This window comes from Vibrio sp. 10N.222.55.C7 (assembly GCF_041473335.1).
Classification (GTDB): Bacteria; Pseudomonadota; Gammaproteobacteria; order Enterobacterales; family Vibrionaceae; genus Vibrio; species Vibrio crassostreae_C.
In genome coordinates this window covers 237,824-259,199 of record NZ_JBFRSC010000037.1, presented here as the reverse complement: position 1 = coordinate 259,199, position 21,376 = coordinate 237,824, and the positions used below count along the sequence as shown (strand labels likewise).

Sequence of the window (21,376 nt, the reverse complement as noted above, 5' to 3'; positions counted from 1 at the left end):
ATTGATCAAAACGTACCAATATTCAACGGGGGAGGTACAATGATTATCTATCTACATGGCTTCGACTCAACAAGCCCGGGCAATCACGAAAAAATACTGCAGTTGCAATTCATTGATGATGACGTTCGTTTCATCAACTACAGTACTTTGCATCCAAAACACGATATGCAGCATCTGCTAAAAGAAGTGCATAAAGTGATAGAGCAATCCGATGATCCGCATCCCATTATTTGTGGTGTAGGTTTAGGTGGTTTTTGGTCTGAGCGTATTGGTTTCTTATGTGGGATTAAGCAGGTGGTGTTCAACCCTAATCTGCACCCTGAGAACAACATGGTAGGTCGAATTGACCGTCCAGAAGAGTACGAAGACATCGCAACTAAATGTGTTGCTCAGTACCGCATGAAAAACAAAGGACGCTGTTTAGTGGTGCTTTCTCGTGAAGATGAAATTCACGACAATACCAAAACAGCTGCCGCGCTAGAAGATTACTATGATGTAATCTGGGATGAGAAAGAGAGTCATAAATTCAAAAAGATCTCTCAACATCTTCAAGCAATGAAAGCGTTCAAAAACGCTTAATCAATCCAGATGTTTTATAAAAGCAGTGCTCAATGAGTGCTGCTTTTTCACATCTGAATCTTAGAGATTGGTATTGATAAAGTAGTTGTATATGTTTTATCGGTCGGTTTGTGCATTTATAGATCAGTTTGCGCAAACGTTAACTAATTAGTCGCGAATCCTCATTGAGGGTAAGGATTTTTTTGTTGCGGTCATCTTTTTGCTATATATAATGTTCCCAAGCAAAATATTTTGACAAATATCAAAAAAAATTGAGAGCGAGTGAAAAAACTTGCCCATAATTTGTGTTCTGCCTCTCAGGTAGTCACCTTTTTTATCCACGTGAGCAAAGCAACAAACCATTATTTGTTGTTTGTAACCCCTCTAACTACTCGGTGAGCTGTCGTTATTCTTTTTCGCGGTAACCCAATTTGTAACAGCCTTCGCATTCAAGGCCGAGTAGATACATAGAATTTATCGGTTGGAGTAATCGAGCCGAACCCCATTTATTCATTTTGTAGAGGATTGTCATTGTGACAAAAATTATCGTAGTAGGCGGCGGTGCTGGTGGTTTAGAACTAGCAACTAAGCTAGGCCGCACTTTAGGTCGTAAGAAACGTGCCCAGATTACTCTGGTAGACCGTAAAGCAAGCCACCTATGGAAACCATTACTTCATGAAGTAGCAACGGGCTCACTGGATGAAGGTGTTGATGCATTAAGCTACCGTGCGCACGCAAAAAACCATTACTTCGATTTCCAAATGGGCAGCCTGAACGACATCGATCGTGAGCGTAAAGTGATTGCACTAAGCGAGCTTACAGACGAGCACGGTGAACTGCTGATGCCAAGCCGTGAACTTGAATACGATATTCTAGTGATGGCGCTAGGCTCAACGTCAAACGACTTCAACACTCCAGGCGTTCGTGACAACTGTATTTTCCTTGATAGCCCAGAGCAAGCACACCGTTTTCGTACAGAAATGAACAATCAGTTCTTAAAGCTTCACGCTAAGAACGGTCAAGGCACGGTAGACATCGCGATTGTTGGTGCTGGTGCAACTGGTGTAGAGCTTTCTGCAGAGCTACACAACGCCGTTAAAGAACTTCGTACTTACGGCTTCGGCGACCTAGATTCAAGCAAGCTGAACGTAAACCTAGTTGAAGCGGGTGAGCGTATTCTTCCAGCTCTACCTCCTCGTATTTCAAGTGCAGCACACTCTGAGCTAACCAAGCTTGGTGTGAACGTTCGTACGAATACGATGGTGACTCAGGCGGATTCTGACGGCCTAACAACCAAAGATGGTGACAAGATCCCAGCTCAAATCATGGTATGGGCAGCAGGTATCAAAGCACCAGATTTCATGAAAGATATCGGTGGTCTTGAAACCAACCGTATCAACCAGTTGGTTGTGAAGAACACGCTGCAAACAACACTGGATGACAACATCTTTGCAATCGGTGACTTGGCGCAATGTACACAAGCAGACGGTTCATTCGTTCCGCCACGTGCACAAGCGGCTCACCAAATGGCAAGCTGTGCGTTCAGCAACATCATTGCTAAGTTGAACGGTCGTGACCTGAAAGACTACATCTACAAAGACAAAGGCTCGCTAGTTTCACTTAGCCGTTTCTCTACGGTAGGTAGCTTGATGGGTAACCTGACGAAAGGCTCGATGATGGTCGAAGGTCGTATTGCTCGTGTGGTTTACATCTCTTTGTACCGCATGCACCAGATGGCGCTTCACGGCTTAATCAAAACATCACTGATGATGCTGGTTGGTCGTATTAACCGTGTACTTCGTCCAAACCTAAAGCTTCACTAATCAGGTAAGCCTTCTCAGAGCATTACGCTGATAATAAAAAAGAGCTCTTCGGAGCTCTTTTTTGATCGTGTCGATTATGGATTATCGCAGGTGTTGAACTCATTTCTGCTGTTAAGACGTTGGAGGTAGCACAGAATAAACCACGCCATCTTTCGGCTTACCGTTAAACAGAAATCGATTCTGGGCAATGGTTTCTCGCTCAGCGCCACACTTCTCGATCAACTTTTGGCTGGGTAGGTTCTCGGTATCGCAGACAATCTCCAAACGCGTTAACTTGAGTTGCGCGAAACAAAATTCAAATAGGGCGAACATCGCTTCTTTGGCGATCCCTCTCCTTTGAAAGTCATCACCGACCCAATAACCTAAACTCGCCATATTAAAGGTGTGGTAAAGCTCATTAATGGCAACCATACCGACTAACTTATCGCTTTTTCGTTCAAAGATGCCAAAGCCAAACGCATCGGCTTTCACCCAGTTCAGGCGAGTTGCCAGAATAAATTTCTCGGCCTCGACGATAGAAAACTCTTTATGACACCAGTCGACCCATGGCAGCAAGCTAGGGGAGGACTTAACCAGCTGAGAAAATTCTTGAGCATCTGAGGCCTCAATGATTTTAAGGCTAAGATTTTGTGTGTTGATCTGAAATTCAGGGCTCATAGAGCGTACCAAGTAACGTGTAAGTACTGAGCAAAGAGAGTCAGTACAGAATAAAGATAGATAGCACTTAATAAAACGCCCTCACTAGGAGGGCGGATTGAATTATTTATATAATTATAGCCGAATCGGCAAGTAATTTACTGCGCTACACGTCTAACTTGAATCACCATTCCAAGAAGTGGGTGGTCAAGGTAATGAGTTTCTGTACTGCGCATACGACGTTTTTGGTCCATGCGGTAGCTCTTAAGGAACTCTTGGACTTCAACCGTCGGAGAAATTTCAGTTAGATTGCCTACCTGGACGTTGCTTTCTGCGCCACTTACTGGTGAATCTAGCTCAATTTGTTGCTCTTGTAGAGTCACTTCACGAACGCTTGGCGCTTTTAAATCTAATGTCGTTTCAGCGTATAGGTAGTGCTGAACGTAGATTTGCAGCTTGCCGTCTAATTCGTAGAGTGGCTTATCAATGGTCTCTTCTTGGAACCCATCAGCGCTGCCTGCAGTGATTGCGCCTTTTTCAGAGCCATCAGCATTAAACTGTTTAGAGAAATCTTTACCTGCTTGAATATGGAAAACAGGTGCCGAGCTCTTACCTTGGTCGCCTTGACGCCAAGCGGTATGCATCAGAACTTCAAAGCCAGCGTGTTTACGTAGCTTGTCTTTCTGAGGCGTTAACTTGTATTCCGAGTAAGGTAGCATTTGAACGCCTTTCTTTTCTCGGTATTGGGTATCTTGAAATGAACCAACGCGTTCAAGTGAAATCTTAGGCTGTGTATTTGGCCAAGATTCGTTCACCTTCTCTGCATCAACAGCGCGCTTAAAAATGATCACTTCTATATCAAATTGTCTCTGCGCCAAACTTGGCAGTGAGACGAACAATAGTAGCAGTGGGATCAGTCTTTTCATTTTTACTCCGTCTTCCAGCCGAACTACCGGCTGGATAATTTATATGTGCAAGTGGATTGGGTCTTATGCTGAAGGCAGCAAGTTTTGTCTGAATTCGCCCAATAAATCACTAACAAATTGAATTCGCTTCCGTCTGTCGACCAATGGTATCGTAAACTTGAACTTTGTTGGTCCTTCCATTGAAAACTTTTGCGGTTGAGATTGCAACAGTTTAACAAGGTAGGTCGGGTTTATGTCAGCATCCGGGTAGAATTCTAAGAATCCACCCTTATCGTGGGCTTCAATTTTCTTCGCTTTGATAGACGCTGCGGCTAATTTTAGCTCAGAAACTGATAACAAGTTCTTGGTTGCATCAGGCAGAAGGCCGAAGCGATCAATCAGCTCGACTTTCAACTCTGCCAATTCGTCGGTGTCACTCACACTCGCAATACGTTTGTATGTTGATAAACGCGTGTTGATGTCTGGAATATAGTCGTCTGGCAATAGTGCAGGCAGACGCATCTCAATTTCAGTTTGTTCACGCAATAGATCATCAAGCGAAGGCTCTCGACCTTCTTTCAACGCTTCAACCGCTTGTTCAAGCATCTCCATGTACAAGGTGAAACCAACCGACTGGATTTGACCACTCTGTTCATCACCCAACAGCTCACCCGCACCACGAATCTCTAAATCGTGAGTTGCTAGGGTAAAGCCTGCGCCCAAGTCTTCGAGCGAAGCTATCGCATCCAATCGCTTGATCGCATCTTTGGTCATTGCTTTAGGGTGTGGCGTTAACAAGTAAGCATAAGCTTGGTGGTGCGAACGACCTACACGACCACGTAATTGGTGCAGCTGTGCTAAACCAAGGTTATCGGCTCTGTCCATCAAGATGGTATTTGCCGTTGGTACGTCGATACCGGTTTCAATGATGGTTGTACACACCAGTAAGTTGAAGCGCTGGTGGTAGAAGTCATTCATGATGCGTTCCAGTTCGCGCTCTCTCATCTGGCCATGAGCTACAGTCACGCGCGCCTCTGGAATCAGCTTTTGCAATGACTCTGCTGTTTTCTCAATCGTGTCGACTTGGTTGTGTAGGAAGTAAACCTGGCCACCACGCATGATTTCACGCAGCACCGCTTCTCTGACGATGGCATCATCACTCTCGCGAACGAAGGTTTTAATTGCCAAGCGTCGTGCGGGTGGTGTAGCGATGATCGAAAGGTCACGCATGCCACTCATTGCCATGTTCAGCGTTCGCGGGATCGGTGTCGCAGTAAGCGTTAGAATATCGACATCCGCACGCATCGCTTTCACTTTCTCTTTCTGACGTACACCAAATCTGTGTTCTTCATCGACAACCAGCAGGCCAAGGTCTTTAAACTTAATATCGCTCGAAAGCAGCTTGTGAGTCCCGACTAGGATATCCACTTTACCGTCGGCGACATCTTGCATGATTAGTTTTTGCTCTTTAGCTGATTTGAATCGGGATAGAACCTCAACACGAATCGGCAAGTTGGCGAAACGGTCACGGAAGTTTTCGAAGTGTTGCTGAGCAAGTAGAGTAGTAGGAACTAAAACCGCTACTTGTTTGCTGTTGTCGGTACAAACGAATGCTGCACGCATCGCGACTTCGGTTTTACCAAAGCCAACATCACCACACACCAAACGGTCCATGGCTTTGGCTTGGCACATATCAGACATAACAGCATTGATGGCCATCGCTTGGTCATCGGTTTCTTCAAACGGGAAGCCAGATTTGAAGGTTGCGTATTGCCCGCGATCTAAAACAAATTTATAGCCAGGTTTAAGCTCACGCTTGGCGTAAACATCCAGCAGCTCTGCAGCAACGTCACGTACTTTTTCAGCGGCACGCTTACGCGCTTTTTGCCACGCCTCACCACCTAGTTTGTGTAGCGGTGCAGACTCTTCGGCGCCACCAGAGTAACGTCCAATAAGGTTCAAAGACGCAACGGGCACGTACAGCTTGGCATCGTTTTGGTACTCAAGTGTCACGTATTCGGTTTTCATGCCACCGGCTTCGAGTGTCTGCAAGCCGATGTAGCGACCAATACCGTGGTCAATGTGCACTACAGGTTGACCTGGTTTAAGTTCGGCTAAGTGACGAATGACAGTGTCGCTGTTAACACTTTTTTTGTCTTTCTTACGGCGCTGAACAACGCGATCACCCAACAGGTCGCTTTCACAGATAAGGGCGATGTTTTGCTCTTCATGGATAAAACCGTGTTCAGCAGAGCCAAGGATGAGGCTGAACTTGTCTTTGCCTTTAATTGAGGCATCGAGGTTTTCAACTTCGCTTGGTCGTACTTTAATACCACGAAGCAGTTCACTCAGCGCTTCACGACGACCTTCTGATTCAACCGAAAATACTACTTTGCCGTCGAAGGCTTCTGTGAACTTTCTTAGGTTAGCTAAAGGTTCTTTATTTTGATGCTGAACGCTGAGGTCAGGTAATGACACGACAGGCAAGTTGGTGCGGCCTGCTTTCTCTTCAATCGAATCTAGACTCAGGTTAACTTGTGGCTTCTGTTTGAAGTGAGCGAACAGCTCGTCTTTCTTCAACCACAGTTGTTCAGGCGTGAGAAGTGGCCGTAATGGGTCAACACCGCGCTGTTCGTATCGATGAGCAACGTCCGTTAGGAATGAGTCTACTGCAGTCTCGACATCACCTAGAATCAGCAGTTGCGCTTCATCGGCAACGTAATCAAACAAGGTTTCTGTGTGATCGAAGAACAGCGGTTGCCAGTACTCGATACCAGCAGGCCAAGTACCCTTAGAAACCTGCATATAAACCGATTCTGGTTCGCGGCGCGCATCAAACTGTTGGCGCCAACGAATACGGAAATCTTCAATCGCTGTTTCCGAGGTCGGGAATTCGTGAGCAGGCAGCAGGCGGATCTCAGAGATGTCTTCGATAGAACGCTGGTTTTCAGGATCGAAAGTACGAATAGTGTCGATTTCGTCATCGAAAAAATCGATTCGATACGGGTCTTTACTGCCCATTGGGAACAGATCGAGAATAGAGCCACGGCTTGCGTATTCACCGGGGCCAAACACTTGGTCAACGTAACGATAGCCTGACTTTTCAAGCTGTAGACGCAGTTTCTCTAAAGAGTAGAGATCGCCCGTTTTCACCATTAACGTGTGTTGTAGCAAAAAGTCACGCGGTGACTGGCGTTGCAATAACGTGCTGATCGGAACGATCGTGATGCCATCTTTTAGTGTTGGCAGTGCGTAAAGGCGTGCGATACGATCTGAGATGATCTCTTGGTGCGGCGAGAAGCTATCGTATGGCAGCGTTTCCCAGTCAGGGAATAATGCGACTTCATGTGCCGTAAACTGTTCAATTTCAGATTGAAGCTTAAGCGCCACTTGTGGGTCGGGTACAGCCAAGACGGTATGGCTGTTGTGTTGCTCTGCGAGTTTGGCAATGGCAAGAGCGAGAGACGAACCGACTAGGTTACCGATGTGCTTTTTGTCACCGGCACCTTTAAGTTTAGGTAGTGTAAATATGGATTTTTTGGTCATGTTAATTTACTTGTTATCTCGGTCTAGAGAGCGTTGACGCAAGAGTTTCTGTTGTTGATAAAGTGCCGCTTTAATTAGCAGGTCTTGGTCGGTATCGCGAAGATGAGCGTATTTAAATTTGATTTCGAAACCTGAGTCTTTCGCCTCGCTAGCAAATACTTCTGCGTAGCAATAAATGGCTGCAGCTGGGTGCTCTAGAAAAAGTTTGGCTTTTACTAAGCGACCCGGTTCGATGTCTGCTTTTGAAAAGCAGGAAAACTGACTCGCACCAAATGAATAGGTGTGAGTGCGAAATTTCTCATCATCTTGCTGCGATAACATAAAGCTCAACAAGAGGTTTAATTTTGAGTTTTGTGCATCCAATAAACTGGTGACATTCTTCAAGTCGCTGTTTTTCAGTTCCGCTCGAGCGCTGTCAGCTAACAGATCCAATTGGCTAAATTCACTTGCCACCACAAATGGTGCTGGGATCTCAGATTCGAATTGAATTTGAGAAGGTAAAGTGAAGCCGCTGTCCATTGGTTCAATATTAGCGGTAAGGCTATGGTGAACGGTGAAAAACTCTTGTTCTGTCATGCGTTAGTTCCTTGAAGTGATCTATTGATTATCGCTATGTGGCCGCAGTAATCAAGGTCAGTTAATTGAAACTATCAAATAGTTGTTTGAAATTTGGTGTTTTGACAGGGTTCTGTTTTTCAGGCCTAACTAATTGAGTTAATTCACTCTATATTTTCAATTACCCCCTACACAGTAACAGCAATACCCGTTACATTAACCCGCATCCCTTTTTGATGGTTCAAAGTATGTTTCATCCTATTTCAATGTTTGTTGGCCTGCGTTATTTGAAAGGCCGTTCAGGTGATCGCTTTAGCCGTTTTGTTTCTTACATGTCGACGGCAGGTATCACCATTGGTGTGCTGTCTTTGATTACTGTTTTATCGGTAATGAATGGATTCGAAGCGCAATTAAAAGACCGAATTCTCGGCGTTCTTCCTCAGGCTGTGGTTTATGAACAAGGAGGCACGACCTCACTTTCTGAAAAAGCCCCAAGCTTCGCAGAACAAATTTCGCTTAATGGTCATGTTGAACCGATTGTTCGCAGTGAGGCAGTGATTCAGAGCCCTGCTCAGCTTTCTGCTGGCCTTTTGATTGGCATCCAACCCAATTCTGATGATCCACTTCAAGACCACTTAATCGCGGGTCGCTTGTCTTCACTTCAAGCTGGGCAATATCAGCTGTTTCTTGGTCATACTCTGGCGAGAAACCTAAAAGTATCGATGGGCGACAAAGTTCGTCTAATGGTGACCAGCGCGAGTCAATACACACCATTGGGGCGTATTCCTAGCCAACGTAATTTCACCGTAGCTGGTATCTTTAATACGGGCTCGGATATTGATGCCCAACTTATGGTGACGGATATCCAAGATGCTGGGCGTTTGATGCGTTATAAGTCAGACACCATTTCAGGTTGGCGACTGTTTTTTGAAGACCCATTTGAAGTCGCGGAACTATCGAACCAACCCTTACCTGATGGATGGTTGTGGAGCGATTGGCGTGACCAACGTGGCGAGCTGTTCCAAGCGGTTCGTATGGAGAAAAACATGATGGGCCTAATGCTTGGTCTGATCATCGGGGTTGCTGCATTTAATATTATCTCTGCGCTGATTATGGTGGTGATGGAGAAACAATCTGAGGTCGCGATACTTAAAACTCAGGGCATGACTGACGGCCAAGTGATGGGCATCTTTATGGTTCAGGGCGCGAGTAGTGGCGTGATTGGCGCACTATCCGGCGGCGCACTAGGTGTTGTTCTGGCAATGAACCTTAACCCGATTTTAGAAGCGATGGGTGTTGCTCTATTCTCGTTTGGTGGTCAGTTACCTATTTTGATTAACCCAATTCAAATCGCTGTTGTTGTGGTTCTGGCTATTGCACTTAGCCTGATTGCCACTGTATTCCCTTCTTATCGTGCATCGTCTGTGAAACCTGCTGAGGCCCTTCGTTATGAGTAATTTTCTTCAATGTAATGATATCCGTAAAACGTACCGTGAAGGCTCGTTAGATACTGAGGTGCTCAAGGGAGTCAGCTTTGACATCGAAAAGGGTGAGCTAGTAGCAATCATCGGTACCTCTGGCTCGGGCAAAAGTACCTTACTGCATATCTTAGGCGCATTAGACGATGCTTCTGCGGGCAGTGTGAGTTTTCTTGGTCAAGATTTAGCATCTTTGAGTTCGAATAAGCAGGCGAAGCTTCGCAACCAGCATCTTGGCTTTGTGTATCAGTTCCATCATCTTCTATCTGACTTTTCAGCTTTAGAAAACGTGGCGATGCCGTTATTGATTGGCGGCGAAAAGCCCGCTAAAGCAAAGCAAGAAGCACAACGTTTGTTGGACAAAGTTGGATTGAGTCACCGCGTGGACCACCGACCTTCAGAGCTTTCTGGTGGCGAGAGGCAACGTGTGGCGATTGCTCGTGCATTGGTGAATAAGCCTGCGCTAGTGTTGGCGGATGAACCAACCGGTAACCTTGACCATAACACCGCACTGTCTATTTACGACTTAATGCGTGAACTGAACCGTGAATACGATACTGCCTTTTTGGTCGTGACTCACGATGGTGAACTTGCCGGTAAGATGGATCGCCAACTTCACATGCAAGATGGTTTACTGGTCAACGTAGAAAAAGAGGAGAGTTAAGTGTTTTCCTCTTTATCTCTATTGATAGGCGGCCGATTTAGCCGTGCGAAACAACGAGACAAGATGGTGTCGTTCATCTCATTGTCTTCGACGATTGGTATTGCGGTTGGTGTCGCGGTGATCATTATCGGCTTATCTGCGATGAATGGCTTTGAGCGAGAGCTTCAATCACGAGTACTTTCTGTCATTCCTCATGGTGAATTTGAAGGCGTGAATGAGCCTGTGACTCGTTGGGAGCACGTGATTGAGGAGTCGGTTAAGCACGATAAAGTCGTTGCTGCTGCGCCTTATGTGAAAATTACTGCGCTTGCTGAAAAGGGCAAAGAACTCAAAGCAATTGAAGTTCGCGGCGTTGATCCGCAGCTAGAACAACAGGTATCAAGCCTATCGAGTTTTATCGATAAGCAAGCTTGGAGCGAGTTTAAGGCAGGGCAACAACAGATCATTTTGGGTTCTGGTGTAGCGAATGTGCTGGGTGCGAAAGTCGGTGATTATCTGACTTTGATGATTCCGACGGTAAACGGTTCTGTGAAGGTTCAGGCACCAAAACGTGTTCGAGTGAAAGTGGTTGGCTTGCTGACGCTTAATGGTCAGATAGATCACAGTTTGGCGCTAATCCCGATTGGTGATGCTCAGGTCTACGCCAACTTAGGTGAGGCGGTAACTGGGGTTTCTTTGAAAGTGACCGATGTGCTGAACGCGAACTCTATTGTGCGTGAAGTGGGCAATCAGCTTGATGTGTATGTGTATCTACGAAGCTGGCAGCAGAAGTTTGGTTTCTTGTATCGAGATATCCAACTCGTTCGTACCATCATGTATCTGGTGATGGTACTGGTTATTGGTGTGGCTTGTTTCAATATTGTCTCGACGCTAATGATGGCAGTAAAAGACAGAGCATCAGAGATCGCGATTTTAAGAACCATGGGTGCATCAGACGGCCTTGTGAAGCGCATCTTTGTTTGGCAGGGCGTATTCTCAGGCGTGTTAGGCAGTTTAGTGGGCAGTGCAATAGGTGTGCTAGTCGCTCTTAATCTCACGACACTAATCAAAGGACTTGAAAAGTTGGTCGATCACCAGTTCTTGTCCGGTGATATCTATTTTGTCGACTTCTTGCCATCACAACTTGATATGACGGATGTTGTTGTGGTTTCCGGCACTGCGATTGTGCTGAGTTTACTGGCGACATGGTACCCAGCATCACGCGCGGCGAAGTTGAATCCAGCCTCAGTGCTGAGTTCTAAATAGCATTCGCCTAAATAACAGGCCGTCAGTTTTCAGTCGATACAAAAAAGGATCCCAGTGGGATCCTTTTTTATTGAATTCAATTCGTGTTCTTTACGACTTTCGTTACATGCCAATCTTGCAGAGGTAAGTAGCTCATCCGATTTTAACTTGTGTACGTTTTAAGTGAAGCGCATACAAGGTTAAATTGAATAACAAGAAATGGCGTTCAGTGCCTTGCTTGTCGCTTCTTCCAACTTCTTACTACTGAGTAGCGCCATAAACCGCGAATACCAAAGTAGCCAATCATTGCTGAAACCACGCCACAAATCAGACAACCCAATAAGAACGGAGGCCCTATAGTGCTCATTTGCGCCAAGATGAAGTCCCAAGACAATTCGAAATGGAAGGCTTGCGGTGGCACATGCATAACAAACGCCCCGACTTTATAAGCAAAGTAGAAGAGAACAGGCATGGTAACCGGGTTACTGATCCAAACAAGTGCGACAGCTAAAGGCAGGTTAACGCCACATGCAACAGCAAGGCCTGCAGACATAATCATTTGACTTGGTAGAGGGACAAACGCCATGAATAACCCAACAGCAAACGCGCCAGCCGCAGAGCGACGATTAAGGCACCATAAGTTGGGGTTGTACAAAACATTGCCAAAAACTTTCAATGCTTTCTGACGCTTGATTAGATCATGGTCAGGCATAAATCGTTTGATAAACTTTCTTGGCATAGGAGGAAGCTACTCTCTTGTTTAACACTTGGTTCTTGATTTCATTTGCTGCGACAGTTGTGTCTGCCAGCTTCTGGCCTGTGATGCCACATTGGGTTTGGGCACCATTGATGCTGTTGTTACTGCTAGCACCAACAAAGTATAGCGTTTTCCGGAGTGCAAGAGGTCCAGTAACAGCATTGATACTAGTTATCTGCCTAGGGAATGCGATTGAAATACAAACGAGTCGCTTATTCCAATCAGGGCAGAATACTACCATAAATGCGTCGGTTGTTAGCCTTTTTAGTGAAAATAGCCACGGTTTTGAAAGCGTAATAGTAGTCAGATCAATTGGCGGCGAAAAATTAATCTTTCCTCAATTGATAAAATTGCGTTTGTTTACTCCTTTCAAGCTAACGCTTGGAGATGATGTCTATTTATCGGCCTCAATAAAGCCGATATGGGGCAAACTCAACGAAGCCGGCTTTGACCGAGAAAAGTACTTGTTTAGTGCTGGCGTGGTTGCCAATGCAACTTACAGAGCAGATACCAAGTACCGAATTCATTCTAGCACCAACTTACGCGCCCAATGGTTTGAAGCCAGCCTTGAAAGATTAAGTCTGCTGGCAAATCAAGATCTCATTATCGCTTTGAGTTTTGGATATCGAGACCTTATTCCGCCTCAGCGGTGGGATATGCTTAAAAGCAGTGGCCTGATTCACTTGATGGCTATTTCGGGGCTGCATATTGGGATTGCCTTTGGTATCGGCTATCAGATTGGCAAGATATTAAGGTTACTTTCCCCTTCATTTCTTTGGTTACCTACAATATTCGGGCTCGGCTTGGCGTATTTCTATAGTTGGTTTGCTGGATTCACGCTGCCAACTTTGAGAGCTTTGGTGATGTGCGTTATCGCGAGTTATTTTTTGTGGCGTGGGCAAAATATCAGTTTGCTTCGGTATGTTACTTTAAGTGTGTGCGTGGTTCTGCTTATTTGGCCGTTTTCAGCTTTGTCGAGCAGTTTTTGGTTGTCCTTTGGTGCATTGGGCGCTGTTTTCTATATCGCCTGTAATACTCAGCGCTCAGCTTCAAGCTTTACATTTATCGACTACGCACTCCAACTTATTAAGCTTCAACTGATGCTGACATTCCTTATCGCGCCTTCCTCGATGTTGTTTTTCAAAGGAGTCAGTTTAGTCTCTGTTTTCTACAACTTGTTCCTTTTGCCTTGGGTATCGATGGTGACGATCCCGCTGTTGTTTCTGGCAATGTTTCTAAGCTTAATATCGGAGTCAGTGTCTGGCGTGGTTGGTATAACAGCGCTAGACAATGATTTGGTCAGTCAGCTGTGGAAGTTAGTCGACTTATCGCTTGAGCCTCTCGTATTTAGTCTTCCTTTCTCTGAGCGATTTTGGATCCAAGTCGATAATCAGACGATTGCATTATCAGTATTCCTTATCTTGTTTTTGAGCTTTGTTAGTCGGTATTTCAAGCGAACATTATCGATATTGGTAACTGCAGTGTTTGTGCTGTGGTGGGAGTTCAGCAAACCCCAGCAAGACAAACTAACTATTGATATCTTGGATGTTGGGCATGGGTTGTCTTTGGTCTTGGAAAAGAACAATCAGATTGTTGTTTATGATCTTGGCAATGCGTGGCCAGGAGGCTCGGTTGTTGAGTCTTTGTTGATTCCTACTTTGAATCATCGGGGGATTTATGAATTAGAAGGCGTGATTGTGAGTCATTTCGATTCTGACCATGCTGGTGGTTATCCGGCATTACTTGAGAACTATACGCCAAAGTGGATAAGAACCAGTCAGAACATTATTCAAGAACGCCAATCTATCACTCAAGCCCCGTCTAATATTCAAACATGTACTATTGGAGAGGTTTGGAACTGGCAAGATGTTGTTTTTGAGGTGTTGTGGCCGCCTAAGCAAGTAAAGAGGGCGTATAACCCACATTCGTGTGTGGTCAAGATCTCAGATCATAGTGCTGATTTCTCAATGTTGCTCACTGGTGATATTGAACTGGTAAGTGAGTGGTTACTTGCTCGTGAAGGAGAACAGCTAAGGAGTGATGTTATGTTGGTTCCGCATCATGGCAGCGATTCGTCATCGATTAAGTCGTTTATTGAGGCGGTGTCTCCTCAGCTGGCGATAGCTTCTCTTGCCAAAGGCAACCAGTGGGGAATGCCGAGTGAGTTTGTTATTGAACGTTATCAGGAAGCGGGGAGTACTTGGCTAGATACTGGAGAAAGCGGACAAATAACCATCACTCTTAGCAAAGAAGGTTGGCAATATCATGCGATTAGAGAACAACAAGGCGGGCAGTGGTATAGGCAGATGCTCCGTAAGGGAGTAGAATAGATAGATTATTGTGAGAAAATTAAGCGATTCTATGTCAACACAAACAGATGAAACTACCTGGGTCACATTTAAAAGACTTTGGACTTATATTCGATTATATAAGGCCGGCCTAGGTGTTGCGGTAATTGCGCTTATTATAAATGCCGTTTCTGATACCTATATGATTTCCTTACTAAAGCCGTTACTTGATGAAGGCTTTGGTAATGCTGAATCTGACTTTTTACGTACACTTCCACTTATTATCTTTGCCATGATGTTCGTTCGTGGCGTCAGTGGCTTTGTTTCAACCTATTGCTTGAGTTGGGTCTCTGGCAATGTGGTGATGGAAATTCGTCGTAAGATTTTCAGCCATTTCATGCACATGCCTGTTTCTTTCTTCGATAAAGAACAGACAGGCGCATTGCTATCTCGAATTACTTACGATTCAGAGCAAGTGTCTGCAGCAACCAGTAAAGCGTTAGTCAGTATTGTCCGTGAAGGTGCAAGTATTATAGGCTTGTTGACGCTGATGTTCTGGAATAGTTGGCAGTTATCTTTGGTGTTATTTGCTGTAGCGCCTTTGGTTGCGTGGGCGATCAGTATCGTATCGAAGCGATTCAGAAAGATCTCTAAGAACATGCAAACTAGCATGGGTCACGTTGCTTCTTCAGCTGAACAAATGCTGAAAGGGCATAAAGTGGTTCTAACTTACGGTGGTCAAGATCTAGAAAAACACCGCTTTGATAAAGTTAGTAACCAAATGCGCCAACAAAGCATGAAGTTAATCACTGCTCAAGCGGCCGCTAACCCGATTATTCAAATGATCGCATCAGTTGCGATTGTTGTTGTTCTATTCCTTGCTAGTGTCGATTCTATTAAAGCCGAGCTTACTGCTGGTACGTTTACCGTTGTCTTCTCTGCAATGTTTGGTCTATTACGTCCGCTAAAGGCGTTAACTAACGTAACGTCTGAATTCCAACGTGGTATGGCTGCGAGTACGACTCTATTTGGCTTGATGGATCTAGATACCGAGCAAAACAAAGGGACGTTGAAACCTGAAACTGTAATGGGTGAAGTGGCTGTTAAAGATGTCACGTTTACTTATGACGGTGCAGAGAAACCAGCACTTGATAAGATCAGCTTCAATATACCGAAAGGTAAAACGGTTGCGCTTGTTGGGCGATCTGGCTCGGGTAAGAGTACCATTGCTAACCTATTCACTCGTTTTTATGACGTAGACTCTGGTTCAATTGAGCTTGATGGCCACGACATTCGTGATTACGAATTGAGAAATCTGCGTGAGCACTTTGCGCTCGTTTCTCAAAATGTACATCTGTTTAACGATACGGTGGCTAACAACATCGCTTACGCAGCAGAAGAACAGTATTCACGTGAACAGATCGAATACGCGGCTAAGCTTGCTCATGCAAGTGAGTTTATCGAAGGCATGGAAAATGGCATCGATACCGTTGTTGGTGAAAATGGCGCAAGCCTTTCTGGTGGTCAAAGACAACGTATTGCGATTGCACGTGCTTTATTAAGAGATGCGCCTGTGCTGATTCTTGATGAGGCGACGTCTGCACTGGATACTGAGTCAGAGAGAGCGATTCAATCTGCACTAGAAGAACTGCAGAAAGACAAAACAGTATTAGTTATCGCACACAGACTCTCTACCATCGAGCAAGCTGATGAGATTCTAGTGGTTGATGATGGACATATTGTAGAAAGGGGCGCACATGCTGAGCTAATCGCGCATGATGGTGCTTATGCACAATTACACCGAATTCAGTTCAGCGGATAAATTAGGTCTTGTTGTGATCGAAAAGATTTGGTTTAACAATCACCCGTTGAAATATCTTCTCTGGCCGCTTTTGTGGCCACTGAGTCTGCTGTTCAAAATGATCAGTAGTCGGCGTCGTGACGCTTATCTCTCAGGGAATAAAGAGACCTACCGCCCGCCTTTACCTGTTATTGTTGTGGGCAATATTACTGCTGGTGGAAATGGTAAAACACCGGTTGTGATTTGGTTAGTTGAGATGCTTCAGGCTCACGGCTTTAAACCCGGAGTCGTATCTCGTGGCTACGGTGCAAAAGCACCAAGCTATCCGTTGGTGTTGGATGAAAATACCCCAGCTGAGCATTCGGGTGATGAACCTCGCTTGATTCGTAAGCGAACTGGTGCGCCAGTCGCAGTCGACCCTGTGCGAGCTAACGCAGTGAAAGCATTGCTGAGCAAAGGCGTTGATGTGATTATCACTGACGATGGCCTTCAGCATTACGCGCTTGAACGCGACATTGAATTTGCAGTTATCGACGGCGCAAGACGCTTTGGTAGTGAGAGTTTGATTCCTTTAGGTCCATTACGAGAGCCGGTTTCTCGTTTAGATGAAGTCGACTTTTTGGTTAACAATGGCGGTAAAGCGCATGGGCGAGAGTTCTCGATGTCTTTGCTTCCAAGCCAAGCGGTTAACCTAAAGACTGGTCAGAAAAGGTCTGTGGCAGAATTACAGAAGCTGGTTGCTTTTGCCGGTATTGGCCACCCACCGCGCTTTTTTAAAACATTGGAAGATCTTGATGGTGATGTGGTATTCACACAGGGTTTCGCCGATCATCAAGATTTTGATAAAGATGAACTTCATGCCTTAGCTAATAAAGGTATGAATCTGATTATGACAGAAAAAGACGCTGTAAAATGCGAAGAATATGCGCAAGATAACTGGTGGTATCTTCCAGTTTCTGCGCAGTTTGATGAAGATTCGCAACAGCAAATTTTAAAAAGAATAAAAGAGGTTATGGAATACTATGGATCACCGTCTACTTGAGATCGTTGCTTGCCCTGTATGTAAAGGTAAACTAACTTTTGACAAGGATAAGCAAGAGCTTGTTTGTAAAATTGATCGCCTTGCTTACCCAATTAAAGAGGGTATTCCTGTTCTTTTAGAACCTGAAGCTCGCACCGTTTCTATGGATGAGGGTAAGTAATGTCTTATACGGTTGTTATACCTGCAAGATACCAATCGAGCCGTTTACCAGGGAAGCCACTTGCTGACATTGGTGGAAAGCCGATGATTCAATGGGTATACGAACAGTCAATGAAAGCGGGTGCCGATAACGTTATTATCGCTACCGACGACGCTCGAGTTGAAAAAGCGGCTAAAGCATTTGGCGCGACCGTTTGTATGACATCACCGAATCACGAATCGGGCACTGAACGCCTAGCTGAAGTGATTGAAGTTATGAATATTCCTGATGATCATATTATCGTGAATGTTCAAGGTGATGAGCCACTTACCCCACCTTCAATCATTAATCAGGTTGCCAACAATCTTGCTAACAGTACAGCCCCGATGGCAACGTTAGGTGTGGAAATTACTCATGCTGATGAAGTGTTTAACCCTAATGCCGTTAAAGTTGTAACCGATAAAGACGGTTACGCCTTGTATTTTAGCCGAGCAACCATCCCTTGGGATCGCGATGCTTACGCGAACAACGGTACTGCAGCGGAATCTCCTTTGCTTCGTCATATTGGTATCTATGCTTACCGAGCGGGTTTTATCAATACCTACATTAATTGGGAACCAAGCACTCTTGAACGTATTGAGTGCCTAGAGCAATTACGAGTACTTTGGTACGGTGAAAAAATCCACGTAGACGTTGCGGCGGAAGCACCTGCGGCTGGTGTTGATACGCCTGAAGACCTAGAAGCGGTTCGAGCTATTATTGGTTAAGCTTCTTTGAGCGAATTCTTGTTTGCTCTACAAAATGAAAAATCATGAGCCTTGCCTATTGCGAGGCTTTTTTCTATCTATCGAAAAGTGCGCTATCGAAAAGCGCGTGCGTGTCTTATTAACCTAAGCAAACGGATATTGAGATAGTTGCATTGGTTTATGCATCATCAACACGGAATTATCTGAGATTTACCTCGCTCGAGTTCCAATTTTTCTCTATAATATGCCGCCTATAAAGTAGTGGCGAATCGCTAGTACAGAATAAAACTTACGACAAAACGTGGAGTAAAAGATGCCTTCTCAAAGCCCAGTGATTACGGTTGATGGACCAAGTGGTGCAGGTAAAGGTACCCTGTGTATGTTGCTAGCAGATAAGCTAGGCTTTCATCTTCTAGACTCAGGCGCGATCTATCGCGTATTGGCTTTAGCGGCAATTCACCATGGTGTGGATACTGAATCAGAGGATGCTTTAGTACCGCTTGCTACACACTTAGACGTGCAGTTTATTGCTGAAGGCGACTTAGTTAAGGTTATCCTAGAAGGTGAAGATGTGTCTGGTGAACTTCGTAAAGAAGAGACTGGCATGGCGGCTTCAAAAGTTGCTGCTTTACCTCGCGTTCGCGAAGCACTGCTTCGTCGTCAACGTGCATTCAGCGCTGCGCCTGGTTTGGTTGCAGATGGCCGTGACATGGGAACGGTTGTGTTTCCTGAAGCTGAAGCGAAAATATTTTTAGATGCAAGTGCTGAAGAGCGTGCGAGTCGCCGCCTTAAACAGTTGCAACAGAAGGGGTTAGATGTTAAATTTGACGACCTTTTGAGCGAGATCCAAGAGCGAGACGACCGAGATCGTAATCGCCCAGTGGCGCCACTTCGCCCTGCAGAGGATGCTCTAGTGCTTGATTCCACCTCAATGAATATTGAGCAGGTAGTAGAAAAAGCACTACACTATATTGAATCGAAACTGGCTGGGTAATTTCGCCGAGCTAGTACGAACGTTGGTCGCAAGGATGATGACCGGCGAATTTATCAACCCCATGCGGTAGGATACCCATGGACGTTTAATTATTGAAGATTAAATAATGACTGAATCTTTTGCTCAACTCTTTGAAGAGTTTCTATCTGAAACTGAATTCCAACAAGGCAGCATCGTTAAAGGTACTGTAGTAGCTATCGAGAACGGTTTCGTTCTTGTAGACGCTGGTCTTAAGTCTGAATCTGCTATCCCTGCTGAACAATTCAAGAACGCTGCTGGCGAACTTGAAGTTGAAGTTGGTGCTGAAGTAGACGTAGCTCTAGACGCTGTTGAAGATGGTTTCGGTGAAACTCAACTTTCTCGTGAGAAAGCTAAGCGTCACGAAGCTTGGATCGTACTTGAGAAAGCTTGCGAAGAAGCTGAAACTGTTGTTGGTATCATCAACGGTAAAGTTAAAGGCGGTTTCACTGTTGAACTTAACGGTATCCGTGCTTTCCTTCCTGGTTCTCTAGTAGACGTACGTCCTATCCGTGACACTGCTCACCTAGAAAACAAAGAGCTAGAGTTCAAAGTAATCAAGCTAGACCAGAAGCGTAACAACGTTGTTGTTTCTCGTCGTGCTGTTATCGAATCTGAAAACAGTGTTGAGCGTGACGAACTTCTTGAAACTCTACAAGAAGGTACTGAAGTTAAAGGTATCGTTAAGAACCTTACTGACTACGGTGCATTCGTTGACCTTGGCGGTGTTGACGGTCTTCTACATATCACAGATATGGCTTGGAAGCGCGTTAAGCACCCATCAGAGATCGTTAACGTTGGTGACGAAATCCTAGTTAAAGTTCTTAAGTTCGATCGTGAGCGCACTCGTGTTTCACTAGGTCTTAAGCAACTAGGCGAAGATCCATGGGTAGCAATCGCTAAGCGTTACCCAGAAGGTCACAAGCTTTCTGGTCGTGTTACAAACCTAACTGACTACGGCTGCTTCGTTGAAATCGAAGAAGGCGTTGAAGGTCTAGTACACGTTTCTGAAATGGATTGGACTAACAAGAACATCCACCCTTCTAAAGTTGTTAATGTTGGCGACGAAGTTGAGGTTATGGTTCTTGATATCGACGAAGAACGTCGTCGTATCTCTCTAGGTCTGAAACAGTGTAAAGCTAACCCATGGCAGTCATTTGCAGAAATGCAAGCTAAGGGCGACAAAGTTACTGGTAAGATCAAGTCTATCACTGACTTTGGTATCTTCATCGGTCTAGAAGGCGGTATCGACGGTCTTGTACACCTATCTGACATTTCTTGGAACGCTGCCGGCGAAGAAGCTGTACGTGAATACAAGAAAGGCGACGAAATCTCTGCTGTTGTTCTAGCAGTAGATGCAGAGCGTGAGCGTATTTCTCTTGGCGTTAAGCAAATGGAAAACGACCCGTTCAACGCATACGTTGCTGACAACAAGAAAGGTGTTCTTGTAAACGGTACTGTTACTGCAGTTGACGCGAAAGGCGCAACTATCGAGCTAATCGAAGGCGTTGAAGGTTACATCCGCGCTTCTGAAGTTTCTCGCGACCGTATCGAAGATGCATCTCTAATCCTAAGCGTTGGCGACAGCGTTGAAGCGAAGTTCACTGGTGTAGACCGTAAGAACCGCGTAATCAACCTATCTATCAAAGCTAAAGATGAAGCTGATGAGCAAGAAGCAATGGCTTCACTGAACAAGTCTGAAGAAGGCGCGTTCGGTAACGCAATGGCAGACGCATTCAAAGCTGCTAAAGGCGAATAATAGCTTCTCATTAAGAGAATTATAGCTATCTAGCCAAGAAAGGAGCCGTAAGGCTCCTTTTTTTTTGCTTATTTTTCCGATAGGTCTATAATTTCTAAAAAGAAAACCAACGAGGGTAACTATGACTAAGTCTGAATTGATTGAGAGACTGTGCGCTGAGCAAACGCATCTTTCTGCAAAAGAAATTGAAGACGCTGTAAAAGACATTTTAGAGCATATGGCTTCAACACTAGAAAGTGGTGATCGAATCGAAATTCGCGGTTTTGGCAGCTTTTCTCTGCATTATCGTGAGCCTCGTGTTGGACGTAACCCAAAGACTGGTGACAAGGTTGAGTTAGAAGGTAAATACGTTCCTCACTTCAAACCAGGTAAAGAGCTGCGTGAACGAGTAAACTCAGGAATGTAGCCTACTTATCGGAATTAAGAAAAGCGGCATACTATAA

The 21,376-nt window shown here is 45.1% G+C and carries 18 protein-coding genes; 13 read left to right on the top strand and 5 right to left on the bottom strand.

Annotated features, from left to right (window positions below; genetic code table 11):
• The first annotated feature begins 39 nt into the window (after nt 1–39).
• Nucleotides 40–579, top strand: coding sequence for an alpha/beta hydrolase YcfP (gene ycfP, locus AB4482_RS13955; protein WP_009847155.1), 540 nt, complete (start codon nt 40–42; stop codon nt 577–579).
• 512 nt (nt 580–1,091) lie between these two features.
• Nucleotides 1,092–2,381, top strand: coding sequence for an NAD(P)/FAD-dependent oxidoreductase (locus AB4482_RS13950; RefSeq protein WP_009847154.1), 1,290 nt, complete (start codon nt 1,092–1,094; stop codon nt 2,379–2,381).
• Between the two features lie 111 nt (nt 2,382–2,492).
• Here AB4482_RS13950 and AB4482_RS13945 read toward each other — a convergent pair whose 3' ends face one another.
• The 4 genes from AB4482_RS13945 to AB4482_RS13930 all read right to left on the bottom strand — a co-directional run bounded on the left by AB4482_RS13945 (nt 2,493) and on the right by AB4482_RS13930 (nt 8,044).
• A complete protein-coding gene (locus AB4482_RS13945) occupies nt 2,493–3,038 on the bottom strand; it encodes a GNAT family N-acetyltransferase (protein WP_017060225.1) in 546 nt (181 codons plus the stop codon).
• Nucleotides 3,039–3,175: 137 nt separating this feature from the next.
• Nucleotides 3,176–3,943, bottom strand: a complete 768-nt coding sequence (locus AB4482_RS13940) for a peptidoglycan binding protein CsiV (protein WP_372052436.1) — start codon at nt 3,941–3,943, stop codon at nt 3,176–3,178.
• Between the two features lie 63 nt (nt 3,944–4,006).
• On the bottom strand, nt 4,007–7,468 hold the full coding sequence (gene mfd, locus AB4482_RS13935; RefSeq protein WP_372052437.1) for a transcription-repair coupling factor: 3,462 nt from the start codon (nt 7,466–7,468) through the stop codon (nt 4,007–4,009).
• Between the two features lie 6 nt (nt 7,469–7,474).
• Nucleotides 7,475–8,044, bottom strand: coding sequence for a hypothetical protein (locus AB4482_RS13930; protein ID WP_017065300.1), 570 nt, complete (start codon nt 8,042–8,044; stop codon nt 7,475–7,477).
• 227 nt (nt 8,045–8,271) lie between these two features.
• Between AB4482_RS13930 and lolC the strand changes: the two genes are divergently transcribed.
• From lolC to lolE, 3 genes are read left to right on the top strand one after another with little or no spacing between them, the layout of a single operon-like run.
• Nucleotides 8,272–9,480 (top strand): lipoprotein-releasing ABC transporter permease subunit LolC, encoded by a 1,209-nt coding sequence (gene lolC, locus AB4482_RS13925; protein ID WP_372110990.1) that lies wholly within the window; start codon nt 8,272–8,274, stop codon nt 9,478–9,480.
• Nucleotides 9,473–10,165 (top strand): lipoprotein-releasing ABC transporter ATP-binding protein LolD, encoded by a 693-nt coding sequence (gene lolD / locus AB4482_RS13920; RefSeq protein WP_017060230.1) that lies wholly within the window; start codon nt 9,473–9,475, stop codon nt 10,163–10,165. Before lolC ends, lolD begins: the two co-directional genes overlap by 8 nt.
• Entirely contained in the window at nt 10,166–11,410 is a 1,245-nt protein-coding gene (gene lolE, locus AB4482_RS13915) for a lipoprotein-releasing ABC transporter permease subunit LolE (protein WP_017072111.1), read from the top strand.
• Between the two features lie 205 nt (nt 11,411–11,615).
• On the opposite strand, the gene AB4482_RS13910 is transcribed toward lolE, so the two are convergent.
• Nucleotides 11,616–12,128 (bottom strand): DUF2062 domain-containing protein, encoded by a 513-nt coding sequence (locus tag AB4482_RS13910; RefSeq protein WP_017060232.1) that lies wholly within the window; start codon nt 12,126–12,128, stop codon nt 11,616–11,618.
• Between the two features lie 17 nt (nt 12,129–12,145).
• On the opposite strand from AB4482_RS13910, the gene AB4482_RS13905 reads away from it, so the two are divergent.
• The 8 genes from AB4482_RS13905 (at nt 12,146) to ihfB (ending at nt 21,339) form a co-directional block, all read left to right on the top strand.
• Nucleotides 12,146–14,476 carry a DNA internalization-related competence protein ComEC/Rec2 gene (locus AB4482_RS13905; protein ID WP_372181091.1) on the top strand — a complete coding sequence of 777 codons (2,331 nt, stop codon included), beginning with the start codon at nt 12,146–12,148 and terminating at the stop codon, nt 14,474–14,476.
• Between the two features lie 31 nt (nt 14,477–14,507).
• The gene (gene msbA, locus AB4482_RS13900; RefSeq protein ID WP_017060234.1) at nt 14,508–16,256 is read left to right on the top strand and encodes a lipid A ABC transporter ATP-binding protein/permease MsbA; all 1,749 of its coding nucleotides are present in this window, start codon (nt 14,508–14,510) and stop codon (nt 16,254–16,256) included.
• Nucleotides 16,257–16,269: 13 nt separating this feature from the next.
• Nucleotides 16,270–17,277, top strand: a complete 1,008-nt coding sequence (lpxK, locus tag AB4482_RS13895; protein WP_372181096.1) for a tetraacyldisaccharide 4'-kinase — start codon at nt 16,270–16,272, stop codon at nt 17,275–17,277.
• Complete coding sequence (locus AB4482_RS13890; protein WP_004736429.1) at nt 17,258–17,437, top strand: Trm112 family protein; 180 nt, start codon at nt 17,258–17,260, stop codon at nt 17,435–17,437. The genes lpxK and AB4482_RS13890 overlap by 20 nt, the downstream gene beginning before the upstream one ends.
• On the top strand, nt 17,437–18,183 hold the full coding sequence (gene kdsB / locus AB4482_RS13885) for a 3-deoxy-manno-octulosonate cytidylyltransferase (protein WP_372136024.1): 747 nt from the start codon (nt 17,437–17,439) through the stop codon (nt 18,181–18,183). Before AB4482_RS13890 ends, kdsB begins: the two co-directional genes overlap by 1 nt.
• Before the next feature lie 292 nt (nt 18,184–18,475).
• Nucleotides 18,476–19,156 carry a (d)CMP kinase gene (cmk, locus tag AB4482_RS13880; protein WP_017060237.1) on the top strand — a complete coding sequence of 227 codons (681 nt, stop codon included), beginning with the start codon at nt 18,476–18,478 and terminating at the stop codon, nt 19,154–19,156.
• A 106-nt stretch (nt 19,157–19,262) separates the two neighbouring features.
• The gene (gene rpsA, locus AB4482_RS13875; RefSeq protein WP_010439921.1) at nt 19,263–20,933 is read left to right on the top strand and encodes a 30S ribosomal protein S1; all 1,671 of its coding nucleotides are present in this window, start codon (nt 19,263–19,265) and stop codon (nt 20,931–20,933) included.
• Nucleotides 20,934–21,054: 121 nt separating this feature from the next.
• Nucleotides 21,055–21,339 (top strand): integration host factor subunit beta, encoded by a 285-nt coding sequence (gene ihfB / locus AB4482_RS13870; protein WP_017060238.1) that lies wholly within the window; start codon nt 21,055–21,057, stop codon nt 21,337–21,339.
• Nucleotides 21,340–21,376: the final 37 nt, after the last annotated feature.